Annotated in this window: 16 protein-coding genes and 1 pseudogene; 15 read left to right on the forward strand and 2 right to left on the reverse strand. The window is 44.5% G+C overall.

All coding sequences use genetic code 11. The features are described from left to right. Positions 1-37: 37 nt before the first annotated feature. Positions 38-1045: pseudogene (locus INT03_RS10245) on the reverse strand (mechanosensitive ion channel domain-containing protein); the annotation flags it as partial. A gap of 63 nt (positions 1046-1108) precedes the next feature. Then, entirely contained in the window at positions 1109-1846 is a 738-nt protein-coding gene (gene hisA / locus INT03_RS10250) for a 1-(5-phosphoribosyl)-5-[(5-phosphoribosylamino)methylideneamino]imidazole-4-carboxamide isomerase (protein WP_193008866.1), read from the reverse strand. Positions 1847-2957: 1111 nt separating this feature from the next. Here hisA and INT03_RS10255 point away from each other — a divergent pair. The 15 genes from INT03_RS10255 to INT03_RS10325 all read left to right on the forward strand — a co-directional run. Further along, positions 2958-4310 (forward strand): Na(+)-translocating NADH-quinone reductase subunit A, encoded by a 1353-nt coding sequence (locus INT03_RS10255; protein WP_193008867.1) that lies wholly within the window; start codon positions 2958-2960, stop codon positions 4308-4310. A gap of 5 nt (positions 4311-4315) precedes the next feature. Next, positions 4316-5551 (forward strand): NADH:ubiquinone reductase (Na(+)-transporting) subunit B, encoded by a 1236-nt coding sequence (locus INT03_RS10260; protein WP_055125672.1) that lies wholly within the window; start codon positions 4316-4318, stop codon positions 5549-5551. Then, on the forward strand, positions 5532-6437 hold the full coding sequence (locus tag INT03_RS10265) for a Na(+)-translocating NADH-quinone reductase subunit C (protein ID WP_045453837.1): 906 nt from the start codon (positions 5532-5534) through the stop codon (positions 6435-6437). The genes INT03_RS10260 and INT03_RS10265 overlap by 20 nt, the downstream gene beginning before the upstream one ends. 1 nt (position 6438) lies before the next feature. Beyond that, the gene (locus INT03_RS10270) at positions 6439-7110 is read left to right on the forward strand and encodes an NADH:ubiquinone reductase (Na(+)-transporting) subunit D (RefSeq protein ID WP_055125671.1); all 672 of its coding nucleotides are present in this window, start codon (positions 6439-6441) and stop codon (positions 7108-7110) included. Then, on the forward strand, positions 7110-7718 hold the full coding sequence (nqrE, locus tag INT03_RS10275) for an NADH:ubiquinone reductase (Na(+)-transporting) subunit E (RefSeq protein ID WP_011281361.1): 609 nt from the start codon (positions 7110-7112) through the stop codon (positions 7716-7718). The genes INT03_RS10270 and nqrE overlap by 1 nt, the downstream gene beginning before the upstream one ends. A gap of 123 nt (positions 7719-7841) precedes the next feature. Further along, positions 7842-9077: an NADH:ubiquinone reductase (Na(+)-transporting) subunit F gene (gene nqrF / locus INT03_RS10280; protein WP_055125670.1), complete on the forward strand. Its 1236-nt coding sequence runs from the start codon at positions 7842-7844 to the stop codon at positions 9075-9077. A gap of 220 nt (positions 9078-9297) precedes the next feature. After that, a complete protein-coding gene (locus tag INT03_RS10285; RefSeq protein WP_193008868.1) occupies positions 9298-9525 on the forward strand; it encodes a hypothetical protein in 228 nt (75 codons plus the stop codon). A 198-nt stretch (positions 9526-9723) separates the two neighbouring features. Next, positions 9724-10476 carry an SDR family NAD(P)-dependent oxidoreductase gene (locus INT03_RS10290; RefSeq protein ID WP_413469125.1) on the forward strand — a complete coding sequence of 251 codons (753 nt, stop codon included), beginning with the start codon at positions 9724-9726 and terminating at the stop codon, positions 10474-10476. A gap of 142 nt (positions 10477-10618) precedes the next feature. Beyond that, positions 10619-11749, forward strand: coding sequence for an FAD:protein FMN transferase (locus tag INT03_RS10295; RefSeq protein WP_226950301.1), 1131 nt, complete (start codon positions 10619-10621; stop codon positions 11747-11749). A 169-nt stretch (positions 11750-11918) separates the two neighbouring features. Beyond that, positions 11919-12164, forward strand: a complete 246-nt coding sequence (gene nqrM, locus INT03_RS10300) for a (Na+)-NQR maturation NqrM (RefSeq protein WP_045453840.1) — start codon at positions 11919-11921, stop codon at positions 12162-12164. A 394-nt stretch (positions 12165-12558) separates the two neighbouring features. Continuing rightward, positions 12559-13854, forward strand: a complete 1296-nt coding sequence (locus INT03_RS10305) for an MFS transporter (protein WP_193008871.1) — start codon at positions 12559-12561, stop codon at positions 13852-13854. 87 nt (positions 13855-13941) lie between these two features. Then, positions 13942-14766, forward strand: coding sequence for an arylesterase (locus INT03_RS10310; protein WP_193008872.1), 825 nt, complete (start codon positions 13942-13944; stop codon positions 14764-14766). A gap of 12 nt (positions 14767-14778) precedes the next feature. Next, on the forward strand, positions 14779-15498 hold the full coding sequence (locus tag INT03_RS10315; protein ID WP_193008873.1) for an ABC transporter ATP-binding protein: 720 nt from the start codon (positions 14779-14781) through the stop codon (positions 15496-15498). Positions 15499-15517: 19 nt separating this feature from the next. Next, entirely contained in the window at positions 15518-18163 is a 2646-nt protein-coding gene (locus tag INT03_RS10320) for an ABC transporter permease (RefSeq protein ID WP_193008874.1), read from the forward strand. A 212-nt stretch (positions 18164-18375) separates the two neighbouring features. Further along, on the forward strand, positions 18376-18734 hold a 359-nt coding region (locus INT03_RS10325), incomplete at its 3' end, for a hypothetical protein (protein ID WP_193008875.1).

An 18734-nucleotide genomic window follows, 5' to 3' on the forward strand; every position in this document is an offset into this window, starting at 1 on the left:
ATATTAAATCTCTTTGCTACTTTTGCAAGAGGTCTAATACTTCAGCATTGGGAATGCGCAACTGGTTGCCATCTAAAGTCATCAGAATAGTCGCACGTGAGGTTAGCCGTACTACAATCCCCTCTTGATTATTAATCAAAATATGATCACGTGCGCGAAATGGTTGGCGAATACTGAGCATGAGCGAGGCAATGTAATTCTCAATAGTGTCTTTGACCGCAAAACCAACGGCAATACCGATAACGCCTGCACCGCCAAGCAAAGTGCCTAAAATGGTTTCGGCGCCTATCAAACTCAGCGCAAGAATCAAACCGAAAATAATAAAAATGACTTTAACGGTTTGTGACAGCAATTCGGCGACAAACGGATTGGGCGTGAGCCGTTGCCACATTTTTTTTCGATTAGACAGCCAACTGCCAAACCATGTCACCAATGCAAATAGGACAATGCCGACCAATAGGAGTGGTAGAGCTTTGACTAGATTTTTGGCTTGTGCTTTAAGACCTTGATAAACGGTAGTGACATTGTCTTGAACATCAAGCGTGCGATCAATTCGATCTTCGACGGTGACCACATCTGTCAGACGGTTGGTCAAATTAATGGCTTGTTGCGCTTTTTTCTCGTTCGGCGTCTCTCCGGTTAAGGTGACAACACCTCGCGTAACGCTGACATTGACAGCCTGTAGACCTTCTATTTCAGAAAAAATACCCTGAATACGTTGACGGATGTCATTGTCTTTTTGCGGAGTAGGAGTGGTTTCGATTTGCGCATTATTGGTGCTCTCACCACTGATTATGGGCGGTGGTGCTGGTTCAGGTATGACCACTGGAGATGCTGAAGCTTCCTCTTCTGATGTCGCATCCAGTAAAGGTTTGTCAGCTGCTGGGTTTTCTGCTGTATCTATCCCCAATGCAGTGGTTACACCAGTCACCTCTTCAACAGCCGCATACACTGGAAAGGCAAAAAGGATGCTTAGTAACAACAGCATTTGACCGCACGCTTTTATAAAATCGCGCATCGTTGAACGGTCAAAGTCGGTGTTCATAAGCATCCTTTGCTTTTTATAGATTTTCGTACTTATCTTTCTTTATTAAATGTTCAATAATCATTAACTGTCTAAATAAACTTGTGCCTCGCCCAAGTTTAACGTGCCTTCATAGATCGCGCGACCAGTAATGATGCCTTCAATACAATCGCCATAAGGTTTCAGCAGTTCGATATCTTTCATATTGGTCACGCCGCCTGAAGCAATCACAGACAAGCCGCCTTCACGTGCCAAATTGACAGTTTGTTCAACGTTGACGCCTTGCATCATGCCATCACGGTTGATATCGGTGTAGACAATCGACGATACGCCGACATCTGCAAAGCGCTTCGCAAGCTCGGTCGCTTTGGTATCTGTCACGTTTGCCCAGCCATGAGTGGCTACCATACCGTCTTTGGCATCAATACCTACAATGATATGACCCGGAAATTCGCGGCAAGCTTCTGCGACAAAATCCGGATCTTCGACCGCTTTTGTACCAATGATGATATAAGTCAAACCAGCCGTAATATATTGCTCAATGGTGTTCATGTTGCGCACACCGCCGCCCAACTGAATAGGCAGATTCGGGTAAGCTTTAGTAATATCATTCACCACTTGTCTATGAACGGGTACGCCGTCAAATGCCCCATTCAAATCAACCAAATGCAGTCGACGTGCACCTTCCTCTACCCAACGTGCCGCCATGGCCACTGGATCATTAGAAAAAACCGTATCATCCTCCATACGGCCTTGTTTTAAGCGGACACATTTACCATCTTTTAAATCAATAGCCGGGATAATGACAGGCACAGCACACATATAGCATTCCTTATAAAGCACAACAATAAATATATTTAGAAAAGTAAATTCAAAAATCAGGGTGTATTGAACGTTCAACACCCTCTAAACACGCATAAAAACATCAGTCAAAAGTGACTTAATATATAGACGAATCAAAAGCTATCCATGATAGACCCAAAATCCACTTCGATAGATAGAAATGACAATAAAAAACTGTCAATCATAACCATAAGTTTTAATACAGTGAATCACTGGCAACATTAGATAAATTCAATTACTGACTGGCAATTTTAGGTCAATTTAGCGTATAATCCTAGGTAAATTTTTATTTGTTTCTATGTGATAGTAACCATGCGCTGCGCTTTTTATAGGGATATAGTGGCTTAGTGTTGCATAGCGGTCAGGATGAGTCGAGCAGCAGCTAAGTGCATCTTTTTGATGTTGGCTGACATATTGCTAAGAAGGGTTATATTAGAAATTTCAACTGGTGGCCTCTAAACAGTCTACTCTACAGCACTAAACTCTAATGACGCCTCTTTCTTTTTTATAGTCTCTATCGTATCTCTATCACTAGCTAACTATTTTAGAACAGTCATTACTAGCTGTATAGCCGCTTATTGATGTGAGTGAAATCTACTTAATAATGGCTTCGCTAGTTTGTCTATCAACCAGTTTATCATCTATTTCGATAGATCATCTTTTGGCTGCATTCTTATCTAATCGCGTATCTATTAACAAGATACCAAACCGATAAGGGTGGTCAATTGCGCTGGTGTTACAAGCTTTAATTTTCAATGAAACGTATGATAGAGCTATTGTCTACACAATCATTTTCGCTAAAGGCTTGAACGATTGCGTTTGATTTGATGGTTTTAACATACACCTTGGTAGCCAGTCGCCACTTTGGTCATTCGAATAAGACATTAACGTGTTGTTAAGGAGTCTAAGGTCAGCGTTAATACTCTTACTAGTAGTTATGATCATGCGTTATTTTTAGAGACCCTTTGTCACTATCCTACTATAGGAAGAGAGACGTGGGGGCTTTATTGAATGACGCAGATGTTCATGCTACCGATATACCAAACAGGACGTCTGGTATCGTTTTAGACTATGGACTAAGTTTTCGCTTATGATTACCATCAAAAAAGGTTTGGATTTGCCCATCACCGGTGAATCATCCCGCGAGATATCTGAGCACCAACCGACACATGTCGCCGTTATTGGCTATGATTATGTGGGCATGAAGTCCACGATGAATGTCAAAGAAGGCGATATCGTAGCAAAGGGTCAGCCCGTTTTTGAAGACAAAAAACGAGTTGGCGTCATCTATACTGCCCCTGCTGCTGGTAAAGTCGTCGCGATTAAACGCGGTGAACGACGTGTGTTTGAGAGCCTTGTGATTGCGGTCGACCCAAACGGTGAAGAAGTAGACTTCGAGCGCTATGACTCCCAGCAACTTGCTGACCTAGACGCTGAAGTTGTTGAAACCCAACTGCTTGCCTCTGGCGAATGGACCGCGTTTCGCACGCGCCCTTATAGCCGTGCGCCAGAAATCGGTGCCCGTCCTCATGCTATTTTTGTCACCGCTATGGATACCAATCCATTAGCATTTGACCCAATGCTGCTGATTAACGATCAGTTGCAAGCGTTCAATGACGGACTTGCTGTCTTATCGACACTCAGCCCCAAGACCTTTGTTTGCCATCATGGTGATGCCCAGTTGACGCCAGTTGCCAAAACGGCGGCTAATAATGTCACTGAGTATCATAGCTTTGCTGGTAAGCATCCTGCTGGTCTGGCTGGCACGCACATTCACTTTTTGCACCCAATCATGCGCGGCGTGACCGTATGGACGATTGGCTATCAAGACGTGATTGCGATTGGTAAGCTATTCACCAGCGGTCGCTTATATACGCGCCGTATCATTAGTTTGGCAGGCCCTGCGGTCACCAAGCCACGTTTGGTGGCTACTGAGCGCGGTGCTGATATCGCTGCTCTGACCAAAGGACAGCTGGCGGCTAGCGAGAACCGTATTATTTCCGGTTCGGTGTTGTCAGGTCGCAAAGTGTTTGGCAATACGGCTTATCTTGGTCGCTTTCATAATCAAATCAGTGTGCTGCCTGAAGGGCGTGAACGTCCAGCGTTCCATTTCCTAAGTGTCGGCACCAACCGCTTCTCTAAGCTGCCTATTTATATTTCTAAGTTTTTTGGTAATAAGAAATATAACTTTACGACCACGAGTAATGGTTCACCGCGAGCGATGGTACCTATCGGGGTTTATGAAGAGGTCATGCCACAAGATTATCTGCCTACACAGTTACTACGGGCATTAATTGTCGAAGACATGATTAGCGCCGTAGATTTGGGCGTGCTCGAATTGGACGAAGAAGATTTAGCATTATGCACCTTCGTATCTCCTGGCAAATATGAATTCGGTGATATTTTGCGTGATAACTTGACGCGCATTGAGCTGGAGGGCTAACCACGATGAAATTTTTACACAATATGTTCGATCGTATGGAGCCGTCTTTCACCAAGGGTGGCAAACACGAAAAATACTATGCTATCTTTGAGATGTTTGATACGTTTTTGCGTCAACCAAGCTCAACCACATACTCAGCATCACACGTACGCGACGGTATCGACCTAAAGCGTATTATGATTACCGTATGGTTATGTACTTTCCCAGCCATGTTTTGGGGTATGTACAACATCGGTCATCAAGCACTGACGGCGATTGCAACCCTTGGTTTGCAGCCTGAAGGCTGGCGTACCGTTATCACCAGTATGGCAGGCTATAACCCAGACAGTATCTGGGCAAGCTTCGTTTACGGGGCGATGCAATTTTTACCGATTTATATCGTCACTTTTGCGGTCGGTATTCTCTGTGAGATTATCTTTGCTGTCGTCCGTGGACACGAAGTCAACGAAGGTTTCTTTGTGACCTCAGTGCTGTTTGCGCTTTGTTTACCACCAGATATTCCTTTATGGCAAGTTGCCCTTGGTATTATCTTTGGTGTCGTAGTCGCAAAAGAAGTGTTCGGTGGTACGGGTAAAAACTTCCTAAACCCTGCCTTATCGGGTCGCGCATTCCTATACTTTGCTTACCCTGCTTATATGTCTGGTGACTCAGTATGGACGGCGGTCGATGGTTTCTCTGGTGCAACACCACTTGGTCTTGCCGCGTTAGGTGTCGTTCCTCAAGACTTCGTCGACGTCTATGGTAATGCAATCACTTGGGGTGATGCGTTCTTAGGTAATATGCAAGGCAGTATCGGTGAAGTATCAACACTGGCTATACTAATGGGTGCCGTTGTTCTACTTTGGACGCGTATTGCTTCATGGCGTATTATGGCAGGTTGTGTAGTAGGTCTGATTGCTACTTCTCTTGTCTTTAATATGATTGGTTCTGAAGACAATATGATGATGAACCTGCCGTTTTATTGGCATTTAGTGATCGGCGGCTTCGCCTTTGGTGCCGTATTTATGGCAACCGATCCTGTGTCAGCTGCGCATACCAATAAAGGTCGCTGGGCTTATGGTATCTTGATTGGTTTTATGACGGTATTGATTCGCGTCGTGAACCCAGCTTTCCCAGAAGGCATCATGCTGGCCATTTTATTCGCCAACTTATTTGCGCCATTGTTTGATTACTTTGTGACCCAAGCAAACATCAAACGCCAAACAGCTCGGAGGGTTCGTTATGTCCAAGCCCAAAAGTAATAATGCGAAAACCATCAGTGTGGCATTGACGCTATGCTTGGTGTGTTCCGTCTTAGTTTCAGCAGTAGCGGTTGGTCTAAAACCTGCTCAAATTGAAAACGCACGCTTAGACCGTAACAAAAACATCTTGGTTGCCGCTGGCATGTACGATGCCGAGTCTGATACAGCAGATGATGTTGCTGAACGTTTTAAAGATTTCGATGTCGAAATTATTGACTTAAGTAAAGGCAGCTACGTTGATGATGAAGCGCTAAAAGCCGCTGGCATCCCTGATCGTAATGCTTATGACGCAAGCCAAGCGACTAAGAATAAAGCACTGAGTGAAGATTTAGGCAACAACGACCCTGCTGGTATTGGTCGCAAGCCTAAATATGCCAAAGTCTATGTTAAAAAAGATGACGCAGGCAAACCTGAAATGGTTGTTTTGCCGATTCAAGGCTATGGACTATGGGGCACTATCTATGGTTTCTTAACCCTTGAAAGCGATATGAATACCATCAAAGGCATCAGCTTTTATGAGCATAAAGAAACCCCAGGTCTGGGTGCTCGTATCGAAGAGCCAGAGTGGCGTGCGAAGTGGAGCGGTATCCACTCATATGACGAAAATGGTAATGTTGCCACTGGTGTGACTAAAGCGGGTACACCAAAAGAGAACTGGGTCGATGGTATCAGTGGTGCAACCTTGACCGGTCGCGGTGTCAGTAACATGATTCAGTTTTGGTTGGGTGAGCAAGGTTATAAGCCTTATTTAGATACGCTACGTAAAGAGAGTGGTCAAGCAATTGATAATGCGGCAGATACACAAGCTACGCAATCAACGCTGAGCGCTCAACCTGAAACCGAACTGGCAGCCAAGCGACCAGTAGCAAACGGCAAGGAGGCATAACATGGCTGACACTAAAAGTATTTTAACCTCGCCTATTTTTGATAATAACCCCATTGCCCTACAGATTCTTGGTATCTGTTCGGCGCTGGCTGTCACCACAAGCATGGCCAATGCCATGGTAATGTGTGTGGCGTTGACCTTAGTCACGGCGTTTTCAAGCTTCTTTATCTCGATCATTCGTAAGCAAATCCCTTCAAGCATTCGTATTATCGTACAGATGACCATTATTGCTTCCTTGGTTATCTTAGTGGATCAGGTGCTAAAAGCCGTTGCTTATGATGTGAGTAAAGGCTTGTCGGTCTTCGTTGGTTTGATTATCACCAACTGTATCGTGATGGGTCGTGCCGAAGCATTTGCCATGAGCAATCCACCAGTGCCAAGCTTTTTAGATGGTATTGGTAATGGTCTTGGCTATTCTGCGGTTTTGCTGTTTGTCGCGACTATCCGTGAGCTACTTGGCTCAGGTACGTGGTTTGGTATCACCATCCTACAGCCTGTCACTGATGGCGGTTGGTATATTCCGAACGGTCTATTACTGTTGCCACCGTCAGCATTCTTTATTATTGGTTTGTTCATTGCCATTATCCGTATCTGGAAACCTGAGCAGGTTGAAGACGCTGAATTTGTAATGAAGCCGCAGTCTAAAGGCATGGCACATGGAGGCGGTCACTAATGGGACATTATGTTAGTTTATTTATAACCTCAGTCTTTATTGAGAATATGGCGCTGGCCTATTTCTTAGGTATGTGTACTTTCTTGGCCGTATCAAAGAAGGTTTCAACCGCTATTGGTCTAGGTGTTGCCGTGGTCGTCGTGATGGCGATTACCGTACCGCTAAACAACTTACTCTTTCAGTTCATTCTAAAAGATGGTGCGCTGGCATGGGCAGGTTTCCCTGATATCGACTTAAGCTTTTTGGGCTTGCTCAGTTATATCGGCTTGATTGCTGCGACCGTACAGATTCTAGAGATGTTCCTCGATAAGTTCGTCCCGAGTCTGTATAACGCCCTTGGGGTGTTCTTGCCACTCATCACTGTAAACTGTGCCATCTTAGGTGGTGTACTGTTTATGGTTGAGCGTGACTATAATTTCGGCGAATCTGTCGTATATGGTGTGGGCGCAGGCTTCGGTTGGGCATTGGCGATTACCGCATTGGCCGGTATCCGTGAAAAGTTAAAATACTCAGACATTCCAGCACCGCTGCGTGGTCTTGGTATTACCTTTATCACAGTTGGTCTAATGTCACTTGGCTTTATGTCTTTCGGCGGTATGTCAATTTAGACCGCTAAGCTTAACAGCCTATTTAGCGATTTGACCTATTTAATTCATTTATTCGGTAGGGGTTCAGGAAACACGCAATGACGTCTTTTCGCACCCCTACTCCATAGATTAAGGATACCTACCATGGATTACGCTACGGCGATTGGTGGCGTTGCTATGTTTACCTTGATCATCATGGGCCTCGTTGCCATTATTTTGGCGGCGCGCTCAAGACTGGTCAGTTCAGGCGATGTTACCATCCATATCAATGATAATCCCGATAATGACGTCGTGACCCCAGCAGGCGGTAAATTACTACAAACCCTTGCAAGCGAAGGTATTTTCTTATCTTCAGCCTGTGGTGGCGGTGGTACTTGTGCGCAGTGTCGTTGCCGCGTTATTGAAGGGGGCGGCTCTATCTTGCCCACCGAAGAAGGCTATTTTACTCAAGGCGAAATTCGCAATCACATGCGTTTGGCTTGTCAGGTAGCCGTTAAGCAAGACATGAAAATCGAGATTGACCCTGAGTTTTTCGATGTACAAAAGTGGGAATGTGAAGTTCTCTCTAATGACAACGTTGCTACCTTTATTAAAGAGCTAGTCCTTAAGATTCCAGATGGCGAAGAAGTGAACTTCCGTGCTGGTGGTTATGTGCAGTTAGAGGCGCCACCGCATGAAGTGCATTATAAAGACTTTATCATTGACGAAGAATACCGCGAAGACTGGGAAAAATTTGGTATTTTCAACTATGTCTCAAAAGTTGATGAGCCAGTTATTCGTGCTTACTCGATGGCCAACTACCCTGAAGAAAAAGGCCTTATTAAGTTTAATATTCGTATCGCCAGTCCACCGCCACGCGGTCCTGACGGTATTCCACCAGGCAAAATGTCATCATGGGTATTTAGCCTAGTACCTGGCGATAAAGTAACGGTTTCAGGTCCTTATGGTGAATTCTTTGCCAAAGAGACTGACGCTGAAATGATTTTCGTTGGTGGTGGTGCAGGTATGGCACCGATGCGCTCGCACATCTTCGATCAGCTTAAACGCTTACATACTAAGCGTAAAATCAGCTTTTGGTATGGTGCACGCTCTATTCGTGAGATGTTCTATGTTGAAGATTATGATCAACTAGCAGAAGAGTTTGATAACTTTGAGTGGCATGTGGCTTTGTCTGATCCATTACCAGAAGACAATTGGGAAGGTCCAACCGGCTTTATCCATAACGTGCTACTTGAAAATTATCTGAAAGACCATCCAAACCCAGAAGACTGTGAATACTACATGTGTGGGCCACCGATGATGAATGCGGCGGTCATCGACATGCTACACAGCTTGGGCGTGGAAGATGAAAACATCATGCTTGATGATTTTGGCGGTTAAGTGAGTAACTAAGCAAGTGGCTAAGCAAATGGTTACGTAAAAAAGTATTCTAAAGTAATAAATAAAAAAGAGTCTCAATTGAGGCTCTTTTTTTTGTTTCTAAAACCTTACAATATTAGGTGTTTATTGTTATTATTGAATAATGATTGGTTCCTGAAACTATTGTCAGTTTTAGTTAAACAACAGCTTAGTATCTTTAAATTCAATAAAAGGTTTTAATATGAAAATTAGTATACTTACCAGCGTTCTTGCTTCTATTCTAATATTGTCAGGTTGTTCAAGTGCTCCTAAGTCAACTTGGAAAAAAGCAGGAATATCTCAACATGATACACATAACGCTATACAAAAATGTAAATATCAAATTGGCATAGCGAAGGTAAACAGTGAAAAAGAAAATAGTTTATTTAGTTCCTGCATGGAATCAGAAGGTTACCGCTATACAAGTTAAAGATTAGCTGAAAGATAACTCCTGTAATATGATTAAATTATCTTTAGTTAAGATTAAGGGCATCTTGTTAGATGCCTTTTTTATTGTTTGAAATTTAATATATGATGGCATCCAACCCATAGATTCAAAATAGAAATATTTTTAAGCTAAAAAACTATTGGCTAAAGTGTATACAAAACTTCAATTATTTAAGAAAGGATTCTTATGAAAACCAACATTAAAGATTTGACCATTTGGATTACTGGTGCTTCTAGTGGTATCGGTGCAGCATTAGCCATCGCCTTTGCCAAACGTGGTGCCACCATTATTTTAAGTGGGCGTGATGAGGCAAAATTAGTAGCAGTCAAAAACCGCTGTAAAAACAGCAAAAACCATTTCATCATCCCTTTTGATATCACCGATGCCAAACAAGCAAAAGACGCGTATAAGACAGCTAAAGCTCAAGCCGGACAAATTGATTGGCTTATTAATAATGCTGGCATCAGTCAACGCTCGCTTATTATGGAAACCACTGAAGAAGTTGAGTGCCAAATTATGGAGATAGATTATTTTGCGCAGACACGTCTTACTAGACTGGTATTGCCAGATATGGTCACACAAGGTGGCGGCGCTTATGGAGCAGCCAAAGCCGCACTTCATATGTGGGCAAACAGTCTGCGTGCGGAACTGCATGAACAAGGCATAGAGGTGGCGACGATATTTCCAGGATTTATTCAGACCAGTATTTCTATTAACGCCTTGACTGGTGATGGTAGCGCGCAAGGAACGATGGACGAGGCAACCAATAAAGGATTAACCACAGCTACCTTTGCTAAACAAGTTGTCAAAGCCCTGATTAAGGGTGAAGAATATATCATCGTGGCAGGCACTAAAGAAAAACTGGCGACCACAGTCAACCGCCTATCGCCACCAAAACTATATAAGCTCATCCGTGAATCAAAAGTAAAGTAAATCTAGTCGTTTAAGCCACTAGGTCTTAAGTCGATGATTGGCGTTATGGGTGACAAGGGGTGTAAAATAGGCCACGCTAATAGAACATGCCACTCACCCTTTTGCCATAAAAGCTATTGTGATTAATATGAAAACACCAATAATGCAAAAATTAGCCCCACTCTCATTGTTTAACAAATCGATGAAAACCACTTTATTGCCAGTTATGGCTATCAGTGCTGTATTCAGTCTTAGTGCTTGCCAGCAAACGCCAGATTATGATTATCTCAGCGGTGAGACTATGGGAACGAGCTACCATATCAGTTATCAGCTACCTGCGGATGCAGATGAAGCGGCCATCCAAGCGTCGATTGATAAGCGCTTGCAGCAAATCAATGACAGTATGTCTACCTATCAAGCAGACTCTACTATCTCTCAGTTCAACCAGTTAGGTAAAGACATCCCCCTCACTATCGATGCAGATTTTGCTCACGTGCTTGATGTGTCACGAATCGTCTATCAGCAATCTGGTGGCGCCTTTGATCCTACCGTCATGCCATTGGTAGAGACTTGGGGCTTTGGTAGCACCATGACCGTTGAGCGCTTGCAAAGTCCGCCAACAGCACTTGAGATTGCTCAAGCAAAAGCCTTGGTAGATTTTGAGAGCATCATACAAAAAGAGCAGAGTATTTATAAAACCAAAGATGGCGTCGGGCTTGATTTCTCAGCAGTTGCTAAAGGTTATGGCGTCGATGTGATTGCCGATGTGCTCAGAGATGACTATCAAATTCGCAACTACATGGTAGAGATAGGGGGTGAGATTGCAACCTCTGGGGTCAATAACCAACAGCAGCCGTGGCAAATTGCGATTGATGCGCCTATTGAGGACAGTACGGTCAGCGAGCGTCAGACAATATCAGCGATTCGTCAACCCATCAATACCGATAATCAGATGTATTTGGCAACTTCTGGCAACTATCGTAATTCCGTCATATTCGATGGTCAGCGCTACAGTCATACGATTGACCCAACCACTGGCAAGCCTATCGCGGGCGGCGCACCATCGGTAACCGTTGCAGCAGACTCAGTTGCCTTGGCAGATGCGTGGGCAACCGCCCTCACTGCGATGCCTTATAAAAAAGCCCTTGCAACAGCCAAAGCACAAGATATAGCTGCCTTGTTTGTTGTCTTAGCTGACGAGGCAAAGGCGACGGGTTCTGATAAGAATACTGACCAGTGGCAAGTGGTACAAACACCAGCGATGCAAGCATTACGCGCTGACAAACAGCCTTAGAACTTAGTCGCAATAGAGCTTAGTCTCAATAGAACTTAGTCTCAATACTGTAAACGGCTCGATAACCATCAACGAGCCATACAAAAATTTGCTATACTGGTTTTGCTATACTATTAAGGTATTACCCTAATAGATAGCCACACTATTTTTAAAAATCGAGGTTTCCTCTATGCTTAGTCAATTGCTTCCCATGCTTGCCATCACCTTTACCGTATTCGTCCTTTTCTTTATCTTTATGGGTATCGGTTATATGGTTAAAAAGAAGCCGCTTAGAGGATCTTGTGGCGGCGTTGCTAAACTAATGGGTGATGAAAATTGCTCGTTTTGTGGAAATGATCCCAATAAGTGTGATTCAATCGTGGCAGAACAGCAAGAAAATGCCCTTAAAGCCGCTCAGCTAGGTAGACCTGTATAAACTAAATTTTATAAATACCGCGTCTGTTACCATACGCTGGTAGTATTTACCTAACATCTGTTCTTATAATAGCGTCTAGTCCTTTGCAAGGGACTGGCGCTATTTTTAGTTGTACCAGCCGCGACGTATCTAGTTAGCATCGCTTTAAGATATTTTGGATATCAATACGGCACGTGCAAGGCCTGTTAATAATAGTAGACTAAATAAATCTAATACCGTATCCAGTTGATAGGCGATTGAAGATAAGCGCGCTTTCAAAATGGTTACTCATATATCTTGTATTCTGCAAGTAATCTCTAGTTCTAATTTACGATTCTAATTAATGATTTTAGTCACCGTCTAGGTGCGTTTTCTTTGGTGTTATTTACAAGCGACGATGCTTCGGCGCTGTTTAATGACGTGTCCTTTTTCTTATTATAATAGTCGTGCTGCTATGTCTACCTCTACTGATGTGCCATTACAGTCTCATTCAGATACGCCGTCACCGTTTGAGCTGCCCTCCTCACGCTTCACTTTTTGGCTCATCTTATGTGCCATGATTTTGCTCGCCACCAATATGCGTGCGCCTATTGTTGCTCTCGGCTCTATTGCCCTTGTCGTACAAGATGCCCTCAATATCTCTGAGACGCAGATTGGTTGGCTAGGAGCAGTGCCCATGCTGACTTTTGCGGTGGGCGCACTGATCGCGCCAGCCATTGGTAAGCGTTTTGGGCTTGAGAATACACTCATTGCGATGATTGCATTATTAACCACTGGTATGATGATTCGTACCGTTATTCCCACTTGGTCTGGGTTTTTAATTGGTACGTTACTGCTGACGTTGGCTATCGGTTTTGCGAACACCTTAGCTGCCCCTGTTATTAAACAGCGTACGCCCCAGCATATTCCACTCATAACAGGGCTATTTAGTCTAACGATGACGGTGACGGCAGGCATCGTCGCCGGAGTTGTACTACCATTATCTGAGCAAGTGGGTTGGCAATGGGCACTGGGTGGGTGGTCGCTATTGGGCATTTTTGCGATCGTTATTTGGATATTTTTACGATTGCGGCTGGGTTCGTCTAGTCATCAAGCAATTGTGCCACCTACCTCTGGTGCGTCTGACATCTCCATGTGGCGTACGCCTTTTGCTTGGCAAATTGCGGTATTTATGGGGCTGCAATCACTATTATTTTATACCGTTGCCAGTTTCTTACCCTCTATTTGGGTAAGTAAGGGGCTATCCGCAGTGCAAGCAGGACAAATGGCTTCAGTGTTTCAGTTTATGGCGCCAGTCTCTATTTTGAGCCTGACATGGCTGATCAATCGCGGCCGCCCTATTCAGGCGCTGGCGGTGTTTGCAGCGGTGCTGAATGTTATTGGTATTTTAGGAATCAATTATTTATCTACCGACCTCGCTTGGTTGTGGTCAGGTCTGATGGGCATTGGCTGCTCCGCTATTTTCACCTTGAGTATGATGCTGTTCTCCTTACGTACTTATACGACCAACCAATCTAGTGAGCTGTCTGGTATGGCGCAATTCGTCGGTTATTTGATTGCATTTTTTGGTCCCTTAGGGACAGGTTGGCTACATGAAGCGACTGGCAGCTGGGATTTACCACTATTCATTATGCTCATTTTGATGGTTATCAACGTCGTCATCGCTTGGGTAGTGAGTCGTCCAGTGATGGTCGATGGCAAAAAGCTTTAATATCAAAAACTAAAGTAACCTTAGGATAATATTGGTGTCTGTCTTATTTTGCTACACTGGTTTGATTGCTTATAGGACAGAATAACCATGATGAATTTATCCATTCGTTTCGCTCGACACTTACCAACATTGGCTATTTTAACAGCCGTAATGGCGCTCGGTGGTTGCCAAAAACCATCTGAACCTAGCACCGATAATGGTATGCAAAACAGTACTCAAACTGCCGAACCTCAAACGACAAAATCTGAGCAACCGGTAACATCCACTGCACAGCAAGCGCCATTAACGATCTTGGCATTGGGCGACTCCCTGACAGAAGGTCTTGGGGTGGATAAAGATGACAACTATCCTGCTCAGTTAGAAGATCGTCTGCAAGTAATGGGTTACGACAATGCCAAAGTTATCAATTCAGGATTGAGTGGTGAAACCAGCACGGGATTGGTCAATCGCTTAGACTGGGTGTTGCAAACTAAGCCTGATGTGACAATTTTGACCATTGGTGCTAACGATGCCATACGCGGTATCGACGTGGCGACAGTTGAAGCCAATATTCGTACCGCGGTCAAACGTCTACAGGATAATGGCAGTGTCGTCATTTTGGGCGGCATACAAATCTATGACAACCTTGGCTCTGAGTATGTGAAGTCATTTGCCGCGATATATCCGAGAGTGGCGAAAGACATGAACGTGACGCTTATTCCGTTCTTCTTGGATGGTGTGGGCGGTGACCCTGCGCTCAATCAAGCCGATGCCATTCATCCGACTAAAGAAGGCTACGCAATTATCGTTAATGACAATATCCTACCTATTCTAGAGCCCAAGTTAAAAGAGCTAAGAACAGCTGATGCAGACAACACAACTGAAAATGCTCAAGACGAGACGACAAAAAATACGATAAATGAGACTACTTAACGAGATACTGTAATGACATCATCACCTTCGATTCCCGCGTCAATGCCACAAGTAAACGTTAAAACAGAAGCCCTACTGACTGCTAATAAACTCAACAAAACCGTGCAAGTCGGCGAGCAAACCCTATCAATCATTAAAGATGTAGATATCTATGTCAACGCTGGCGAGTTTGTGGTCATTATGGGCAAATCAGGCTCAGGTAAATCCACCTTGTTAGGTTTACTGGCGGCGCTAGATTATCCAGATAGCGGTACGGTGTCGCTAGCAGGTCAAATGCTCAGTAGTCTTGACGAAGATGCGCTGGCGGTCATTCGTCAGCATGATATGGGCTTTGTTTTTCAGTCGTTTCACCTACTGCCAACCTTGACAGTCGCCGAGAACATCGCCTTTCCACTTGATATTGCCAGACGTCCAAACCCAGCACGAGTAGACGAGCTTATTGACGCCGTTGATTTGGGTCATCGACGTCATAGCTTGCCCAATCAGTTGTCAGGTGGTGAGCAGCAGCGTACAGCGGTGGCACGCGCATTGGTATCACACCCAAAGATTGTGTTCGCTGATGAGCCTACAGGCAACCTCGATGAGCAAAATGCCAACCAAGTCATGCAGCTGCTATTGGACTTACGCCAACAGGTTGGTTCAGCACTGGTGGTCGTGACTCATGATCCTGCACTTGCCGAGATGGCAGATCGTGTCATCACCATGCATGATGGTCGAATTATACCTACATGAATAACTGGATTGTATCTTAATGAATCGTAAGCCCACAGACAATAAACCACCAGCTGATACAAAAAAGACTGATACCAGTATGCGTCAAGAGTCCAGTTATCCTAGTGGCATTCTCAATCAATTATTTACCCGTATCCTAGGTTTTCAAACACTGGGCGCGCAAGCACTCAGTCGTAGCTGGTGGCAACGCTGGGTTTATCCTATGTTGTTTCTGCTTACATTAACCCTATCGCTTGCAACTTACCTGACCCTCGACTCTGTGCAGCAGTCTGTCGATCGCTATATCAATGACAATCAGCGCGCGCTCGTTGGTGGCGATTTAATTTTAAACAGTAAGCAAGACTGGCCAAGCGAAGTATTGACGCAGGTAGAAAATCTCGCTGATACGCAGATCGTGTATGACTATCAGTTTAGCGCCATGCTGGTCAATGATGAGCAAACCTTGCTTGCCAGCATTAAAGCGGTCTCACCGTCGTATCCCTTATACGGTACAGCGGAGCTTGCCTCAGGACAGCCGCTGTGGGAGCAGCTAACCTCTGACAGCGTGATCGTCGCGCCAGAAGTGCTCAGTAGTCTACAGGCCAATGTCGGTGACCGCATTACCATTGGTGATGCGCAGTTCACAATAAGTGATGTATTGACAAAAGAACCTGATCGCCCGCTGACCACCTTTGGGTTTGGTGGGCGTGTCTTAATGCATCAAGACTCACTCCCGTCAACCAACCTATTGGGGCAACGCAGCCGAATAAACTATCGTATTGAGATGGCAGGCGATCCCGAACTGATAACGACGCAGCGTGATGCGCTCACAGAGATACTGACCAACTATCCTGATATCGAGCTCTCTGACGCAGAGTCCGCAGACACTTCGGTCTCGCGTATCTCTGACAATGTACTGATGTTTTTAAAATTACTGGTCATCGCGGTGTTGCTACTCTCTGCGGTTGCCATGTACGGTGTCATTAGCGCGTTTGTCAGCAAACAGCAGTCAACTAATGCGATTCGCTTGGCATTAGGTGAACCGCTTGGCTCACTCAAGCGCAGCTACTATCAACTGCTTATCGTCACCACTGCCATTGCTTGTGTCGCCGCGATTATACTGAGTCTAGGTTTGCTTAAAATTGGTCAGCCGTATCTGGTGGCTATCTTGCCTGCCGATGTTGGGCTGTTCATCAATCCAATCAGTGCAATTAAGACTATTGTGATTGCTTTAGTCCTGACGTTGCTCATTGCGCAGCGTGGTTTAAGCGCGCTTAACACCACCAAACCCGCTACCCTACTCAATCAAGGGGCGAGCACCCAGACACAAAACCTGCCTTGGTATCGACGCGTGCCGCTACTATGGTATGGCTTGGTGCTGGCAGGGCTGTATGCCTTCTTTGCTTATGAAGTTGGCTCACTGTCATTAGGAGCACAGTTATTGGGCGGCTTGATTGGCTTTGTGGCGATGTTTTGGCTATTGGCGCGTGGGTGGCTCTGGCTGCTTAACAAGTTGGCGAGCAATACCAAGGTCAGTTGGATGCAGCGTATCGCCATCCATAACCTTGCGCGTAAAGGCAACCAATCAGCGTTGTTCTTTGTCACCTTATCGCTATCGGTGGCGGTGCTGACACTCATTACCACACTCAATCACAGTATCAATACACAGTTTATCAATGCTTATCCTGAAGATGCGCCCAATTTGTTTTTGCTCGATGTGCAGACCGATCAGCATGATGAGATTGATACCATCATTGAGGCACCCGTCACTTATTATCCCGTCATTCGTGCCCGTGTGGAGACGGCCAATGATGTAGCGGCAAAAGATATCGTGCCTGCAGATGGGTTTGATGACCCTACGCGTGTGTTTAATTTGAGCTACGCAGATACGGTCATGGAGACCGAATATATCACTGAATCCCTCACAGACGACGCGCTATATACCCCTATCGATGCGACAGATGAGCAAATCAAACCCCTATCTATCTTAGATACTGCCGCCAGTATGCTCAATGTCGGTATGGGTGATCAGGTACGTTTTAACATTCAAGGTATCGAAATCATCGGGCAAATTACCAGTATTCGTACGCGCTATGAGCGTGGCCCAAGCCCTTATTTCTACTTCTTGTTTGAGCCGTCTGTGCTGTCTGCTGCGCCGCAGATTCAGTTTGCCACTGCACATGTGCCAGCTGATGAGATTCCAGAAATACAAGGCAAACTGGTACGTGAGTTCCCTGCTGTCACCACGATTGACGGCACTGCCATTGCCAAGCAAATCCAAGAGCTGGTGGTACAAATGAGCCGCTTGGTCTATGTGTTCACCTTGCTTGCCCTGCTCACTGGCGTCATGGTGCTGATCAGCTCGCTACTGTCTACCTCACAAGATCGTATGAAAGAGAGTGCGTCCTTCCGATTACTGGGGATGCAAAAGCGTGACTTGTATATGCTCAATATCTTAGAGCTAGGTGTACTTGGTATTAGTGCGGCGACCTTTGCCGTGGTCATCGCCAGCGTTGGCGCATGGGCGGCCATCACGCAGTGGTTTAATCTACAATTTAGTGTGCCGTGGCTGAGCTTGGCTATTGGCGGTGCGGCGTTAATTATCTTGCTGTTTGCGATTGCTATTATTTATGTGAGATTGGTGATTGGACGTGGGATTATGGCAAGGGTAAGGGCGATGATTTAAGGCTGTAGTGGAGACTTAAAAATCTATTATCTTTCAGTTTAAAAGAAAGGTATGCTGTCATTATATTTTTATATATCCTCATCTTATATAAGACTTTTAAATAGCAGTCTTACTACTTTATCTATTACAGATTGAGGAATGTTATCTCTTAGTATAATGAAAAAAAACTTAAATAATTAATAATATCAACCACATTCAAGAGCGATCAAAAAATGGATATAAAGGATTTATGCAAGAAACCTGAATGCAGCAATATAGAATATAAAAGCTCTTGGTACTGGAATTTTAATGACCCACAAGCCAAAAATATCGATAAAACGCGCTTGTGGGGAGAGTTTATAAAAGACTTTCTTGCGCTAACAAATGCTAATTTAGATTGCTTTGATGAAACTCGCTACATGATTATAGGCTTCAATGAAAGTACAAAATTATTTGAAGATTCAAATATAGGCGAAAGCGATTTAATTTCCTTAAAGAAAGATATTAACGCAAAACTATGCAACGCCATAACAGATTTTTCAGAAATTAAATATAGTATAGAACTAGAAATAATTGAAGGTAAAAATATACT

The sequence above is a fragment of the Psychrobacter sp. PG1 genome, assembly GCF_014897815.1.
In the GTDB taxonomy this organism is placed as follows: domain Bacteria; phylum Pseudomonadota; class Gammaproteobacteria; order Pseudomonadales; family Moraxellaceae; genus Psychrobacter.